At 59.4% G+C, this 13,462-nt stretch carries 15 protein-coding genes; 3 read left to right on the top strand and 12 right to left on the bottom strand.

Features of this window, described 5'->3' with window-relative positions; all coding sequences use genetic code 11:
* Window positions 1-102 precede the first annotated feature (102 nt).
* A complete protein-coding gene (gene murJ, locus KW821_RS09060) occupies window positions 103-1,671 on the bottom strand; it encodes a murein biosynthesis integral membrane protein MurJ (RefSeq protein ID WP_042652129.1) in 1,569 nt (522 codons plus the stop codon).
* Window positions 1,672-1,862: 191 nt separating this feature from the next.
* Here murJ and rpsT point away from each other — a divergent pair, with 191 nt between their 5' ends.
* The gene (rpsT, locus tag KW821_RS09055; protein ID WP_005892298.1) at window positions 1,863-2,126 is read left to right on the top strand and encodes a 30S ribosomal protein S20; all 264 of its coding nucleotides are present in this window, start codon (window positions 1,863-1,865) and stop codon (window positions 2,124-2,126) included.
* 48 nt (window positions 2,127-2,174) lie between these two features.
* On the opposite strand, the gene KW821_RS09050 is transcribed toward rpsT, so the two are convergent.
* From KW821_RS09050 to rppH, 8 genes are all read right to left on the bottom strand, one after another.
* On the bottom strand, window positions 2,175-2,477 hold the full coding sequence (locus KW821_RS09050) for a metalloregulator ArsR/SmtB family transcription factor (RefSeq protein ID WP_218291233.1): 303 nt from the start codon (window positions 2,475-2,477) through the stop codon (window positions 2,175-2,177).
* A gap of 48 nt (window positions 2,478-2,525) precedes the next feature.
* A complete protein-coding gene (nhaR, locus tag KW821_RS09045; protein ID WP_218291187.1) occupies window positions 2,526-3,458 on the bottom strand; it encodes a transcriptional activator NhaR in 933 nt (310 codons plus the stop codon).
* Window positions 3,445-3,825, bottom strand: a complete 381-nt coding sequence (locus KW821_RS09040) for a hypothetical protein (protein ID WP_218291232.1) — start codon at window positions 3,823-3,825, stop codon at window positions 3,445-3,447. Before KW821_RS09040 ends, nhaR begins: the two co-directional genes overlap by 14 nt.
* Window positions 3,826-3,845: 20 nt before the next feature.
* Window positions 3,846-5,036, bottom strand: coding sequence for a Na+/H+ antiporter NhaA (nhaA, locus tag KW821_RS09035; RefSeq protein WP_042652125.1), 1,191 nt, complete (start codon window positions 5,034-5,036; stop codon window positions 3,846-3,848).
* A 305-nt stretch (window positions 5,037-5,341) separates the two neighbouring features.
* Window positions 5,342-6,136 carry a thymidylate synthase gene (thyA, locus tag KW821_RS09030; protein ID WP_042652124.1) on the bottom strand — a complete coding sequence of 265 codons (795 nt, stop codon included), beginning with the start codon at window positions 6,134-6,136 and terminating at the stop codon, window positions 5,342-5,344.
* Window positions 6,133-6,960, bottom strand: coding sequence for a prolipoprotein diacylglyceryl transferase (gene lgt, locus KW821_RS09025; RefSeq protein WP_042652123.1), 828 nt, complete (start codon window positions 6,958-6,960; stop codon window positions 6,133-6,135). Before lgt ends, thyA begins: the two co-directional genes overlap by 4 nt.
* A 67-nt stretch (window positions 6,961-7,027) precedes the next feature.
* Window positions 7,028-9,307 carry a phosphoenolpyruvate--protein phosphotransferase gene (gene ptsP / locus KW821_RS09020; RefSeq protein ID WP_042652122.1) on the bottom strand — a complete coding sequence of 760 codons (2,280 nt, stop codon included), beginning with the start codon at window positions 9,305-9,307 and terminating at the stop codon, window positions 7,028-7,030.
* A gap of 13 nt (window positions 9,308-9,320) precedes the next feature.
* Window positions 9,321-9,848, bottom strand: a complete 528-nt coding sequence (rppH, locus tag KW821_RS09015) for an RNA pyrophosphohydrolase (RefSeq protein ID WP_218291186.1) — start codon at window positions 9,846-9,848, stop codon at window positions 9,321-9,323.
* Window positions 9,849-10,581: 733 nt separating this feature from the next.
* Between rppH and mutH the strand changes: the two genes are divergently transcribed.
* Complete coding sequence (mutH, locus tag KW821_RS09010; RefSeq protein WP_218291185.1) at window positions 10,582-11,256, top strand: DNA mismatch repair endonuclease MutH; 675 nt, start codon at window positions 10,582-10,584, stop codon at window positions 11,254-11,256.
* 83 nt (window positions 11,257-11,339) lie between these two features.
* Window positions 11,340-11,669: an isoamylase early set domain-containing protein gene (locus tag KW821_RS09005; protein WP_042652119.1), complete on the top strand. Its 330-nt coding sequence runs from the start codon at window positions 11,340-11,342 to the stop codon at window positions 11,667-11,669.
* A gap of 96 nt (window positions 11,670-11,765) precedes the next feature.
* On the opposite strand, the gene rplS is transcribed toward KW821_RS09005, so the two are convergent.
* From rplS to rimM, 3 genes are read right to left on the bottom strand one after another with little or no spacing between them, the layout of a single operon-like run.
* The gene (rplS, locus tag KW821_RS09000; protein ID WP_005313505.1) at window positions 11,766-12,113 is read right to left on the bottom strand and encodes a 50S ribosomal protein L19; all 348 of its coding nucleotides are present in this window, start codon (window positions 12,111-12,113) and stop codon (window positions 11,766-11,768) included.
* Between the two features lie 32 nt (window positions 12,114-12,145).
* Window positions 12,146-12,895 (bottom strand): tRNA (guanosine(37)-N1)-methyltransferase TrmD, encoded by a 750-nt coding sequence (gene trmD, locus KW821_RS08995; RefSeq protein WP_042652118.1) that lies wholly within the window; start codon window positions 12,893-12,895, stop codon window positions 12,146-12,148.
* A gap of 34 nt (window positions 12,896-12,929) precedes the next feature.
* A complete protein-coding gene (rimM, locus tag KW821_RS08990; RefSeq protein ID WP_042652117.1) occupies window positions 12,930-13,451 on the bottom strand; it encodes a ribosome maturation factor RimM in 522 nt (173 codons plus the stop codon).
* Between the last annotated feature and the right edge of the window lie 11 nt (window positions 13,452-13,462).

The raw sequence follows: 13,462 nt of genomic DNA, 5'->3' as shown, positions 1-13,462 counted from the left end.
TATATATCAGGCAGCAAGCAGGGTCAGCCCTCATGGCCCGATTTCAGCTATCTGGCCCGGATCCCGGGCGCCATCGGGGCGATCCCATGGCGTGCAGCAGGATCACTCCTGTTGCTGACCCGATTTCAGGTGCCTCGGTCGAATGCCGAGCGCCAGCAGGATGATCCCGTACAGACCGCCCCCCATGCAGAGCAGCAGGGTCAGCTCCAGGCTGGCCTTGCCCATGCTCCAGGCGCCCCATTGGGCGAGATCCGGTGACAGATAGCCAAGCATCCCCCCCATCGCCAGGGTCGCCACCAGCAGCTTGAGACAGAACACCCCGGTATGGCGGGATGGCCGGTAGACATTCTGCTGATAGAGCCCCTTGAACAGCAGGGCCGCGTTCAGGGTGCCGGAGCAGGCCGTCGACAGCGCCAACCCCACATAACCGAGCGGGAAGATGAAGATAAGGTTGCACACCATGTTGGCAATCATGGACATCACCCCGATCCGCACCGGGGTCTTGGTGTCCTGGCGGGCGTAGTAGCCCGGCGCCAGCACCTTGATCAGCATCAGGGAGAGCAGCCCAGTGGTGGAGGCCAACAGGCTGGCGCTGGACATGCTGACCTCGTGCAGGCCGAACTCGCCACGCATGAACAGCACCCGCAGGATGGGCTCACGCAGCACGGCGATCCCCACCATGGCGGGCAGGCCGAGCAGCATCACCATGCGCACTCCCCAGTCCATGGTGCGGGAGAAATCGGCCGATTCCGCATCCACGTGCTTCTTGGCCAGTGCCGGCAGGATCACTGTGCTGATGGCCACCGCAAACAGGCCGAGGGGAAACTCCAGCAGCCGATCCGAGTAATAGAGGTAGCTGATGGCGCCGGTCGCCAGGAAGGAGGCGAGCATGGTGTTGATCAGTAAATTGATCTGGCTGACCGAGACGCCGAACAACGCCGGGATCATCAGGGTACGGATCTTGACCACCCCGGGATGGTGCCAACCCCACTTGGGCCACACCAGCATGTTGATCTGACGCAGGAAGGGATACTGGAACAGGAACTGCACCAGGCCGCCGAGGAAGACCCCGATCGCCAGCGCGATCTCGGGCCGCTCCAGCAGCGGGGCAATCCACCAGGCCGCCGCAATCATGGTGAGGTTGAGGAACACCGGCGTGAAGGAGGAGACGGCGAAACGGCCGAAGGTGTTGAGGATGGCTCCCGCCATGGCGGTGAAGGTGATGAACCAGAGATAGGGGAAGGTTATTTTCAGCATCAGGCTGGCCAGCTCGAACTTCTCGGCCGCCGGGCCGCCGTGCAGCCAGTCCCAGAACCAGCCCCAGCCAAACAGGGCCGTCAGCACGCCCGAGCCCAGCACGCCGAGCAGGGTGACTATGGTGACGATGCCGCCGAGCGTGCCCGCCACCGCGGCCAGCAGATCGCGCACCGCCTGCTCGTCGCCATTTTTCTTGTACTCGGTCATCACCGGTACGAAGGCCTGGTTGAATGCCCCCTCGGCGAACAGTCGACGCAGGAAGTTGGGAATGCGGTTGGCAAAGAAGAAGACGTCTGCGGCCACCCCGGCGCCGAGCAGATTGGCGATGACCACATCGCGCACCAAGCCCATCACACGGGACACCAGCGTCATTGCGGACACTATCATGCCAGATTTGATCAATTTCTTACTCAAGACGAGGCCTCTGGAACTGTCAGAATGGAAAGAATGCTGCTAGAATCGGCCGACAGTTTAACCGCCTCCCAACTGACACACCACCGGGGGGCGGTGTTTATTTGCACAAATCATTTGACAATATGTGGTTGAGAAGGCATATTTCCGGGCCTTTTCAATACACTCGCTAAGACAGTTTTAGGAGTTTTACCTTGGCTAATATCAAATCTGCTAAGAAGCGCGCGATTCAATCAGAGAAACGTCGTCAACACAACGCCAGCCGTCGTTCCATGACCCGTACCTATCTGAAGAAAGTAATTGCTGCAATCGCTTCTGGCGACAAAGCTGCTGCCGTTGCTGCTTTCGCTACCGCTCAGCCGATCATGGATCGCATGGCTACCAAAGGCCTGATCCACAAGAACAAAGCTGCTCGTCACAAGAGCCGCCTGTCTGCCCAGATCAAAGCTATGGCTTAATCAGCTCCGGCTGAATAAAGCTCAAAAAACCGGCCTAGTGCCGGTTTTTTATTTATCTGCGCTGCAGTAAAGCCGGTGCAGCAAGCCTATCAACTCACGCACCTCATGGCTGCGCAGCGAATAGTAGACCGTCTTGGCCTCTTTTCGCGTCGCCACCAGCTCATCCCGCCGCAGCAACGCCAGATGTTGTGACAGGGCCGACTGACTCAGACCGAGCCGCTCGTTGAGCTCCCCCACCGACAACTCCCGCTCCAGCAACTGACACAGGATAAACAGCCGTCGTTCATTGGCCAGCGCCTTGAGCAGCGCCACCGCACGCCCGGCATTCGCCACCATCTCTTCCAGTTGCATCTCATCCCCCTCATGCGAGGCAGAGATCATACCCCCTGCCCCTTCCATTTAAAACGACAGGGTCGCCGGCTGGATCGTCGCGAAATCCTCCTGGCCGGCAAACAGGAAGGAGAAGTCGCTCTCGCACACCCGCTTCACCGCCGGATGCTGGATCATCCGCTCGGCGAAGATGACGTAATACTCCTCCATCAGATCCTGGGTCTCCCCCAGTAGCATCACCTCCTCCCCCTCCAGGATCTCCTCCCGATAAATGGTCGGCGCCATGAAGATGCCCTGATTGAAGAAGCCGAATGCCTTCATCAGCGCCGCGTCGTCGAACTCCCCCAGGATGCTGGGAGAGATGCCCTGCTGCTCGAACCACTGGGTCAGCTGGCGTCCCATGGCGGTGCGACGACCGGGGATGAGCAGCTTGCGCTCCTCCAGACAGGCGGGAAAGGGTTTCTCGGGCAGCGGCGCCTTGCAGAAGAAGCTGACACCGCAACCGCCGAGCCGCTTGGAGAGCAGGCCCGCATGCTGGCTGGAGTCCACCGGGCAGTCTGACAGGATCATGTCGAGCTTGTGCTCGCTCAGTTGCTCGAGCAGCAGCTCGTGGGTCGATTCGAAGCAACGCAGGTGGATGGAGCCATCGTTGGGGATGACCGAGAGCAGCACCCGGCTGGCGAGACGTTTGGAGAGCGCATCGGCGATGCCGACGTCGAACAGGATCTGGCTCTCCTTGCGATAATTGACGATATCCAGCATCTCGTAGGAGAGGCTGAACATCTTGTCGGCGTAGCGGAACACCAGTTGACCGAGCTCGGTGGCTTCGAGGGAGCGCCCCTTGCGCATCAGCAGCTTGCCGCCCAGACGCTGCTCCAGCAGCTTGATCTGACCGGTGACGGTCTGGGGGGTGAGGAAGAGGGCCTCCGCCGCCTGGGTGACGGAGCCCTTCTTCTGAGTCATCCAAAAATAGTAGAGGTGGTTGTAATTAAGGTGTGACATCCGTTGGGGTTCCCGCGGCTGGCGGGCTCCGGTAGCAGCTGAGTTCAGCCGCCAGAATGTCATACATGTCGCTGATCGAGTCAACCTTGTTTGCGGCGAACTGCGTCTGCAACCGGAGTTTGAGCTGCGCCTTGTCCGGTGTCCGCTCCCCGCAGTAGCGCTTGTGGGACTTCTTCACCCGCTCCCCGGGCCGGCTGCTCAGGGCCCGCTCGGAGAAGGTCTCGCCGAACTGGGCCCTGGCCTGCTGGTCACCCAGCATGACGGCGCTGTCGACCACCCCATTGAGATAGGCGGAACAACTGCTGGATGCCGCATCCTGCTGGCAATCCGCCAGGCTGCTAGCCCAGAGCGCCGGGCTAGCCAGCATCACCAACCATCCTAGTCTTCTCATAACCCCTCCGTGCTTTGATCCGCCTCCCGGTTGGGCAGCGATATCCGCAGGGCGAGATAACCGACCACGGCCGCCAGGGTGGATCCCACCAGGATCCCGAGGCGTGAGTAGCTGCCGTAATCCAATCCGCCGTGCTCGAATGCCAGCGATGCGATGAACATCGACATGGTGAAGCCGATGCCGCATAGGATGCTGACCGCGAAGATCTGCTTGAAGTTGACCCCGTTCGGCAGCTGGGCGATGCCGAGTTTCACCGCCAGCCAGCTGATGGTGAACACCCCGAGCGGCTTGCCGACGAACAGCCCCAGCATGATGCCAAGGGGCACCGGGCTCAGCAGGGCCGACATGCCTATCCCATCGAGGGAGACCCCGGCGTTGGCGAAGGCAAACAGCGGCAGGATCAGGTAGGCGCTCCAGGGATGCAGCGAGTGCTCCAGATGCTTGAGCGGCGAGGCATAACGCTTGCCGTTGAGCGGGATCATGAAGCCCACCACCACCCCGGCCAGGGTCGCATGGACGCCGGACTTGAGCACCGCCACCCAGAGCACCAGACCGACCAGCATGTAGAGGCCGATCCTGTCTTCGCCACGGCGGTTCATCCACAGCAGGGTCAGGGTCGCCAGGACGCCGACCACCAGTGCGGTCAGCGACAGTTGCTGGGTATAGAAGAGCGCGATGATGATGATGACCCCCAGGTCGTCCATGATGGCCAGCGCCAGCAGGAACACCTTGAGGCTGGTCGGCACCCGCTTGCCCAGCAACGCCATCACGCCGAGGGCGAAGGCGATGTCGGTCGCGGCCGGGATGGCCCAACCGGCCCGGGTCACCTCGTCTTCGTAGTTGAAGAAGGCGTAGATGAGCGCAGGGGCCAGCATGCCACCCACCGCGGCGATGGCCGGGAAGGTCGCCTGCACCCGGGACGACAGCGCCCCCTCCAGCATCTCACGCTTGACCTCCAGCCCGACCAGCAGGAAGAAGATCGCCATGAAGCCGTCGTTGATCCAGAGCAACAGCGGCTTGTCGATGTCGAGGGCGGCGATGCGCACCTGCACCGGGGTATTGAGGAAGGCCTGGTAGTGCTCGGCAAAAGCCGAGTTGGCCAGGCCGATGGCCAGCAGGGCCGCCAGGATCAGAATTATTCCGGAGGCAGACTCCAGTTTGAGAAATCTTTTGAATACGTCACTCATGGTCTAACTGTCCACAATATTGCATTTTTTTCAGTCTAGGGCCGAAGTGAGTCAATGAAAAATCGTTTCTAACTGCCATTAACAACGGAAAAACCGAAGGAAAAAATAAAGCCATCTGCTATAAGCATGTTTTCACATGCCTTTTCCCAGCCATTCCGTCATTCATTAAAATGCATAAATATTTTATTGGGTGCGTAAAAAAGGCGCCCTAAGACGCCTTTCGAACAGATGCGGTCGAACCCTGTCTCGATGTCGGATGGCGCTCCTACTCAGGGAATAGCCCGCCACCGACGCGAGACCCAGGATCAGATGGCGACGGGCGCCTTGATGCCGGGATGGGGATCGTAGCCCTGGATCTCGAAATCCTCGAACTGGTAGTCGAAGATGGAGTCCGGCTTGCGTTTGATCACCAGCTGCGGCAAGGGGCGCGGCTCGCGGGAGAGCTGCAGCGCGGTCTGCTCCATGTGGTTGGAGTAGAGGTGCACGTCGCCACCGGTCCAGACGAAGTCCCCCACCGCCAGATCGCACTGCTGGGCCATCATGTGGGTCAGCAGGGCGTAGCTGGCGATGTTGAACGGCAACCCGAGGAAGACGTCACAGCTGCGCTGGTAGAGCTGGCAGGAGAGCTTGCCGTCCGCCACGTAGAACTGGAAGAAGGCGTGGCAGGGTGCCAGCGCCATCTTGTCCAGCTCACCCACGTTCCAGGCCGAGACGATGATGCGGCGCGAATCCGGATTGTGCTTGATGTCATCCACCGCCCGCTGGATCTGGTCGATGACGCTGCCATCGGCCGCCGGCCAGGAACGCCACTGGGCGCCATAGACCGGGCCCAGATCGCCGTGCTCGTCGGCCCACTCATCCCAGATGCTGACCCCGTGTTCCTTCAGATAGGCGGTGTTGGTGTCGCCATTGAGGAACCAGAGCAGCTCGTGAATGATGGAGCGCAGGTGGCACTTCTTGGTGGTGACCAGCGGGAAGCCGTCGGCCAGATTGAAGCGCATCTGGTGACCGAACAGAGAGACGGTGCCGGTGCCGGTACGGTCGGACTTGACCGTGCCCTCATCCAGGATCTTCTGCATCAGGTCGAGATAAGCCCTCATTGTTTAGCCTCCTTTGCCCCGTTACCGAACAGCTGCGGCCGCTTGTAGGCGACCCAGATCATCAGGGCGCCGATGATGATCATCGGGGTAGAGAGGATCTGGCCCATGCTGATCTCCTGGAAGTAGAGACCGAGCTGGCTGTCCGGCTGGCGCACGAATTCCACCAGGAAGCGGAACAGACCGTAGCACAGCAGGAACATGCCAGAGATGGCGCCACGGGGTGGGTTCTTGCGCCAGAACAGGTTGAGGATAATGAACAGCACCACCCCTTCCAGGGCGAACTGGTAGAGCTGGGAGGGATGCCGCGGCTCCGGGCCGGCTTCCGGGAAGATGATGGCCCAGGGCACGTCGGTGATCCGGCCCCACAGCTCGCCGTTCATGAAGTTGCCAATGCGACCCACCCCCAGCCCGAACGGGATCAGTGGCGCCACGAAGTCCGCCACGGTGAAGAAGTGGCGCTTGGTCTTGTGGGCAAACCAGATCATGGCGGTGATGACCCCGATCAGGCCACCGTGGAACGACATGCCGCCGGTCCAGATCTTGAACAGATAGAGGGGGTCTGCCAGGAAGAGGTCGAAGTTGTAGAACAGCACGTAACCGACCCGGCCACCCAGGATCACCCCGAGGAAGCCGTAGAACAGCAGATCAGAGACCTCGTTGCGGGTCCAGCCGCTGTTTGGCGCATCGGCGCGACGGCCCGCCAGCCACATGGCAAAGGCGAAGCCAAACAGGTACATGAGACCATACCAGCGTACCGATAGTGGTCCCAAACTGAATGCTACGGGATCAATCTGCGAGAAAACCCAATATCCATCGTGCTGCATAGTGCGGCCCCAGTCATAAGAAAAGCCGCATTCTCCGATCATTCGTCAGCAGGAACAAGACTGAATATCAATCGGGCAGCTTGGCCTTGTGGCCCGCGCGCAGCAAACCGCCGAGGCCGTGCTCTTCCAGATAGCGGGCAAACAGGCCGCGCAGCACATGGGGATTGTCGTGCTTGAGGCCATCGGCCATCAGGGCCTTCAGCTCGCCGAGATTGGATTGGCGCAGCACGTACTTGATGCGGGAAATGTTGTGGGTATTCATGCTGAAGCGGCGGTAGCCCATGGCCAGCAGCAGCAGCACGCCGACCGGATCCCCGGCCAGCTCGCCGCACACCGAGACCGGCTTCTGGTAACGGTGGGAGGCATCGACCAGCAGTTGCAGGGCGCGGATCACCGCCGGATGGAAGGCATCATAGATGCTGGCGACCCTGGCATTGTTGCGATCCACCGCCAGCAGATACTGGGTCAGGTCATTGCTGCCCACCGACCAGAAGTCGATGAGGGGCGCCATCTCCGGCAGGATATAGAGGGCGGAGGGCACCTCTATCATCACCCCGAGGCTGGGGTAGCGGATCACGGCATCACGGCTGGCGGCCTCTTCCGACACCTCGCGCCAGGCCTGATCCAGCAGCCGGCGGGAGGCCCGGATCTCGCCGACGCTGCTGATCATCGGCAGCATGATGGCCAGATTGTCCAGCCCTTCGCTGGCGCGCAGCATGGCCTTGAGCTGGACCAGGAACAGCTCGGGATGATCCAGGGTGAGCCGGATCCCCCGCCAGCCGAGGAAGGGATTTTCCTCGACGATGGGGAAATAAGGTAATTGCTTGTCGCCGCCCACATCCAGGGTGCGCATGCACACCGGACGATCGCGATAGGTTTCCAGGATGCCGCGATAACGCGCGGTCTGCTCCCACTCGGAGGGGAAGCTGTCCTGCAGCATGAAGGGGATCTCGGTGCGATAGAGCCCCACCCCGTCCGCCAGATGATTGAGGGAGATCTCGGTGTCGGCGCTGAGGCCCGCGTTGAGCAGCAGCGATACCGGCGTGCCGTCAGCGGTCTCGGACGGCTGATGATCCACGGTGCGCACCAGGGTATCCAGCGCCCGCTCCTCATTGAGCAGCTGCCGGTACTCGGTCAGGATCACCTGATTGGGCTCGATGAAGAGATCGCCGCTATAGCCGTCGACCACCAGGGTGCGACCGCCGATGTCGCCGAGCGGCAGATCCACCCCCATGATGGCCGCGACCCCCATGGCGCGGGCCAAGATGGCGGCATGGGAGTTGGTCCCCCCCTTCAGAGAGACCACACCGCTCAGAAACTCGCGCGGGATCTCGGCGAGTATGGTGGCGGTCACCTCGTCGGCGACCAGCACCACCGGCTCCCCTATGGTGAGTTGCTCAGGCTCATCCTGCACCAGGCGGCTGATGAGCCGCTGGGCTATGTCCTTGACATCGGTGGAGCGCTCCCGCAGGTAGGGATCCTTCATCCCTTTGAACTGCTCTATCAGCCGATCGCTGATGAGCTTGACCGCGGAGATCGCGGTCCAGTGTTCCTTGCTGACCTTGTTGCGGATCGGCTTGATGTAACCGGGATCGTTGAGCAGGTGCAGATAGATGTCGAAGATGGCGACCGAATCCTGGCTGTAGCTCTCGCGAAAACGCAGCGCCAGGCTCTCCAGATCGTGGCGCACCTCCTCCACCGCGAGCTCGAGGCGCGCCAGCTGCTTGCCGTGCTCCTCGTCCTTGCGCGGGGTGATGCTGTTGAGCGCCTTGCGCGGGCGCCACACCCAGGCCTTGGCGATGGCGATGCCACTGGCCCCGGCGATGCCGCGCAGCGGCTTGCTCCAGTCGGTCTTCTGCAACCAGCCCTTGGCCTGGGCCTGGGCGATGCGGGCCGCCAGCTGCGCCGCCAGCGTGACCATGAAGGACTCTTCCCCCTCATCGAACAGCCGGCTCTCTTTCTGTTGTACCACCAGGATGCCCACCACCTGGCGCTGATGCATGATGGGGGCGCCGAGGAAGGAGCGAAACGCCTCTTCGGCGACATCGGGCAGGAACTTGAAACTGGGGTGGGAAGGGGCATCGGCCAGGTTGATCAGCTCTTCCCGCTGACCCACCAGGCCGACGATGCCCTGCTCGAACGGCAGCGTGGCCTTGCCCACCGCCGACTCGGCCAGACCATCGGTCGCCGCCAGACGATAACGGCGCATGTCCGGCTCGGCGACGTAGACGGAGCAGCAGTCCACCGTCATGGCGAGCCGGGTCTGGCTCACCAATGCCTGCAAGGCCTGCTCGAGGGTGTTGGCCTCGGCCATGCTTTCGACGATGCGTCTGAGTTCCGTCAGCAACTAGCTGTGCTCCTTAGCGAGAGCGGTTGCGCCGCCCATCCTTTCGATTAACTTGCACCACGGGTACCGGCATGGCCAGCGGGGCAAACTCCTTCATCACCCGGCGGTAGACTTCCCGCTTGAAGGAGACGACCTGACGGACCGGGTACCAGAAGCTGACCCAACGCCAATCATCAAATTCCGGGTGACCATGACAGCCGAATTGGATCCTGGACTCTTTGCCCGGATCGAGCTGCAACAAAAACCATTTCTGCTTTTGGCCAATACAGACCGGTGAACTGTCCCAGCGAACGAGTCGTTTGGGTAAGCGGTACTTCAGCCAGTTGCGACTGGTCGCCAGTATGGTCACATCGTCTTGCCTGAGGCCTATCTCCTCGTATAGCTCACGATACATGGCCTGTTCCGGCGTTTCACCATCATCAACTCCCCCCTGCGGAAACTGCCAGGAGTGCTGCCCATAGCGCTTAGCCCACAATACTTGTCCGTCACGGTTACAGATCACGATCCCGACATTGGGACGAAATCCGTCACCATCTATCACGTGATCACCTTATAAAGGCTGAATCTATAAAGAGATTGTTCCACATTCACTCCGTGGCAGCAAACAGGGACTGCAGTCAGCCACTCATGAATAACTTGGCATTTCAAGCCAAGTTATAAACAAATCTGAAGATCAAGCTCTGCGAGTTGCCCACCCAGACTGTGCATAAGCCTGTGATCAAGCGGGTATATACAGTAGTTTTATACTAAGACATCCAGTCATGCCGTATCATACCCGATTCGTTAAAAAACAGAATATTCATTTAAATACATACAGTTAATATTTTAGTGCTGGATCAAGATCCATGTCTTTTGCCACCGAGGATCCTGGCTGTCAATTGTGAACAAGTTCGACTGCTCAAAGATCCACCAAGGCTAGTTTATCCACAAGGATGGCGCATTATCTGCACCGATATGGCGAGAAAAATCGGTGCACTCTCACATTTATTTCTGATAGCTGACCCTTCATCACCACTTTATGCCAGTTATCCAAGATTTCTGTGGATAACTATGTGCAACAGCCAGGCCAAACCCTTGGACAACTTATTGCAACCGGGATCCTGCGCTCGCGACGACTGGAGAAAGAAGTCAAATTCCTTTAAAATCATTGCCATAGATGATGATCCACAATCTTGCCCACCCTGTGCACAGCCGGGCAAGGATCGGTTATAAAAACAGCGATCCTCCGCGAGGATCAGACTTGCTAGACTCATCCCCTCTAATAGGAGTCCTCCATGCCCGCCAATCCCCAGTCAGAGCAGGAATTGCTGGCTCGCGCCTACGCCATGGCGGGCCTCACCCTGGCCCAGCTCGCCGCGGCCGCCGGGATCCCGGTGCCGCACGATCTGAGGCGGGACAAGGGCTGGATCGGCCAGTTGATCGAATGGCAGCTGGGGGCCAGTGCGGGCAGCAGGCCGGAGCAGGACTTCCCGGATCTGGGCATAGAGCTCAAGACGATCCCGGTCGATCCTCAGGGTAAACCGCTGGAGACCACCTTCGTCTGCGTCGCACCGCTCATCGGGATCAGCGGCCAGCGCTGGGAAGAATCGAACGTGCGCAACAAGCTGTCGCGGGTGCTCTGGATCCCGGTGGAGGGCAGCCGCGACATTCCCGTCGGCGAACGCCGGGTCGGCATGCCGCTGCTGTGGAGCCCGAGCGAGGAAGAAGATCGGCTGCTGCGTCAGGATTGGGAGGAGCTGATGGACATGATAGTGCTGGGGGAAGTGGAGCAGATCAGCGCCCGCCACGGCCAGGTCATGCAGCTGCGCCCCAAGGCGGCCAACAGCAAGGCGCTGACCCGCGCCATCGGCCGCAACGGCCAGCCGATCCAGACCCTGCCGCGAGGCTTCTACCTCAAGATCGATTTCACCCATCAGCTGCTGCGGCGCCACTTCGCCCTGCCCCTTTGATCTCGCTTATAAACATCCTTGTCATAAAGTGGTATAAAAATAACCAGACACACTTTCTTCGCAGCTAATGACAAGGAGGCTTCATGCCGATAAACAAGCAGTTTCTCAAGTCGCGTCCCGAGGTCAAGGTGACCTTTGCAGTGGAAAAAGAGGCCGCGGGCGAGGCCGAACAGGTCTTGCTGCTGGGGGAGTTCAGCCAGTGGCAACCCATTGAACTTAAACGGATGAAGAGTGGGGAATTCAGGGCAACCCTCAACCTGCCCACCGATGGTCCCAGCCACTTCGAGTACTGTTACCAGCTGGTGCAGCCGGATGGGGAGAGCCACTACGACAATGACTGGGCGGCCGATGACTATGTGCCCGGCCCCTTCGGACGGGACAACTCGGTGATCCGGGTCAGCCAGCCAGGCTGAGTCGCGCCGGTACGCCCGGCACCGGATACAAAAAAGGCTCGCCATTGGCGAGCCTTTTCACTACCTGTCGATATTTCGACACCAATTCGAATCGAATTAGTTGAGCTTCTCTTTGATACGAGCAGCTTTGCCGGACAGGTTGCGCAGGTAGTACAGTTTGGCGCGGCGAACATCACCACGACGCTTCAGTTCTACACTGTGGATCAGCGGAGAGTGAGTCTGGAATACACGCTCAACACCTTCGCCGTTGGAAATCTTGCGAACGGTGAAAGCAGAGTGCAGACCGCGGTTACGCTTGGCAATGACGATGCCTTCGAAAGCCTGCAGACGCTCTTTACCACCTTCTTTAACACGAACTTGAACACGTACGGTGTCGCCCTGGGCAAATGCCGGGATGTCGGTACGCAGTTGCTCTTGTTCAAGCTGCTGAATAATCTTGCTCATTGTCTTTCCTTACCTAGGATAAACTGAAAACTCTACTTAACGCTGTCACGCACTTCGCGGACATACTCGGCAAGAAGTGATTCTTGCTCGTCAGTCAGAGCTAGGTTGTTAATAAGTTCCGGCCTTCTCTGCCAGGTTCGTCCGAGCGACTGCTTGAGACGCCAGCGTCGAATCACTTCGTGATTGCCGCTTGTCAGCGCCTCGGGCACCGCCAATCCATCCAACAACTCCGGCCGAGTGTAGTGGGGATGATCCAGCAGGCCATCCGTAAAGGAGTCCTGCTCGGCACTGGCCTGATCACCCAAGACCCCTGGGACCAGACGCGAAACCGCATCGATCAGGGTCATGGCAGGCAACTCGCCACCACTTAACACGTAATCACCGATAGACCACTCTTCGTCGACTTCGGTTTGGATCACGCGTTCATCGATACCTTCGTATCGACCGGCGACCAGAATCAGTTTCTGACTCGTCGCCAACTCGGTTACGCCCGCTTGAGTCAGCTTGCGCCCCTGAGGAGAGAGATAGATGACTTTCGCCCCGTCTCCCGCCGCTTGCTTGGCCGCATGAATTGCATCACGCAGCGGCTGCACCATCATCAGCATTCCAGGCCCACCACCATAAGGACGATCATCGACCGTACGGTGTTTGTCGTGGGTGAAATCCCGAGGGTTCCAGCACTCAATCTGCAGCAGGCCACTCTTGACGGCCCGACCCGTTACCCCGTGCTCGGTAATGGCTCGGAACATTTCCGGGAAGAGGCTAATCACCCCAATCCACATAAGAAACCTCCGGCACCCGTGTTAGCGCGGGAAACTAGAAACCAGGATCCCAATCAACTTCGATTGTGCGAGCAGTCAGATCAATATTCTTGATCACCTGCTCTTCCAGGAACGGAATCAACCGCTCCTTCGCACCGAAGGCATCTTTTACATTGGCCTCAACCACCAACACATCGTTGGAGCCGGTTTCCATCAATTCGGTCACCTTGCCCAGGTCGTATCCCTTGGTGGTCGATACCGAGCAACCAATCAGGTCACGCCAGTAGAACTCACCTTCAGGCAACGCAGGCAACAGATCGGCGGGGACGCCAATCTCGACATTGGTCAATGCCAGGGCATCTTCACGCAGATCGATACCATCGATCTTGCAAATCAGACCCTTGTTGTGACGCTTCCAGGCCGAAACCTTGAGCTCACTCCATACCCCGTTCTGATTGATCAGCCAGGGGTTGTAATCGAAAATCGCTTCGGCAACATCGGTGAAGGAGTTCACTTTAAGCCAACCCTTGATGCCGTATACGGTACCCAGGGTGCCCAGAACTATAGGTTTTTCCACCTTAACTCCTT

This window comes from Aeromonas sp. sif2416 (assembly GCF_019218665.1).
Lineage (GTDB): Bacteria > Pseudomonadota > Gammaproteobacteria > Enterobacterales > Aeromonadaceae > Aeromonas > Aeromonas encheleia.
This window is presented reverse-complemented; position numbering and strand designations above follow the sequence as displayed.

What these genes read in the sequence shown, in the direction of transcription:
- KW821_RS09050 (WP_218291233.1), bottom strand. Translation starts at nt 2,477, where the DNA reads ATGCAACTGGAAGAGATGGTGGCGAATGCCGGGCGTGCGGTGGCGCTG.
- nhaR (WP_218291187.1), bottom strand. Translation starts at nt 3,458, where the DNA reads ATGTCACACCTTAATTACAACCACCTCTACTATTTTTGGATGACTCAG.
- KW821_RS09040 (WP_218291232.1), bottom strand. Translation starts at nt 3,825, where the DNA reads ATGCTGGCTAGCCCGGCGCTCTGGGCTAGCAGCCTGGCGGATTGCCAG.
- nhaA (WP_042652125.1), bottom strand. Translation starts at nt 5,036, where the DNA reads ATGAGTGACGTATTCAAAAGATTTCTCAAACTGGAGTCTGCCTCCGGA.
- thyA (WP_042652124.1), bottom strand. Translation starts at nt 6,136, where the DNA reads ATGAGGGCTTATCTCGACCTGATGCAGAAGATCCTGGATGAGGGCACG.
- lgt (WP_042652123.1), bottom strand. Translation starts at nt 6,960, where the DNA reads ATGCAGCACGATGGATATTGGGTTTTCTCGCAGATTGATCCCGTAGCA.
- mutH (WP_218291185.1), top strand. Translation starts at nt 10,582, where the DNA reads ATGCCCGCCAATCCCCAGTCAGAGCAGGAATTGCTGGCTCGCGCCTAC.
- KW821_RS09005 (WP_042652119.1), top strand. Translation starts at nt 11,340, where the DNA reads ATGCCGATAAACAAGCAGTTTCTCAAGTCGCGTCCCGAGGTCAAGGTG.
- rplS (WP_005313505.1), bottom strand. Translation starts at nt 12,113, where the DNA reads ATGAGCAAGATTATTCAGCAGCTTGAACAAGAGCAACTGCGTACCGAC.
- trmD (WP_042652118.1), bottom strand. Translation starts at nt 12,895, where the DNA reads ATGTGGATTGGGGTGATTAGCCTCTTCCCGGAAATGTTCCGAGCCATT.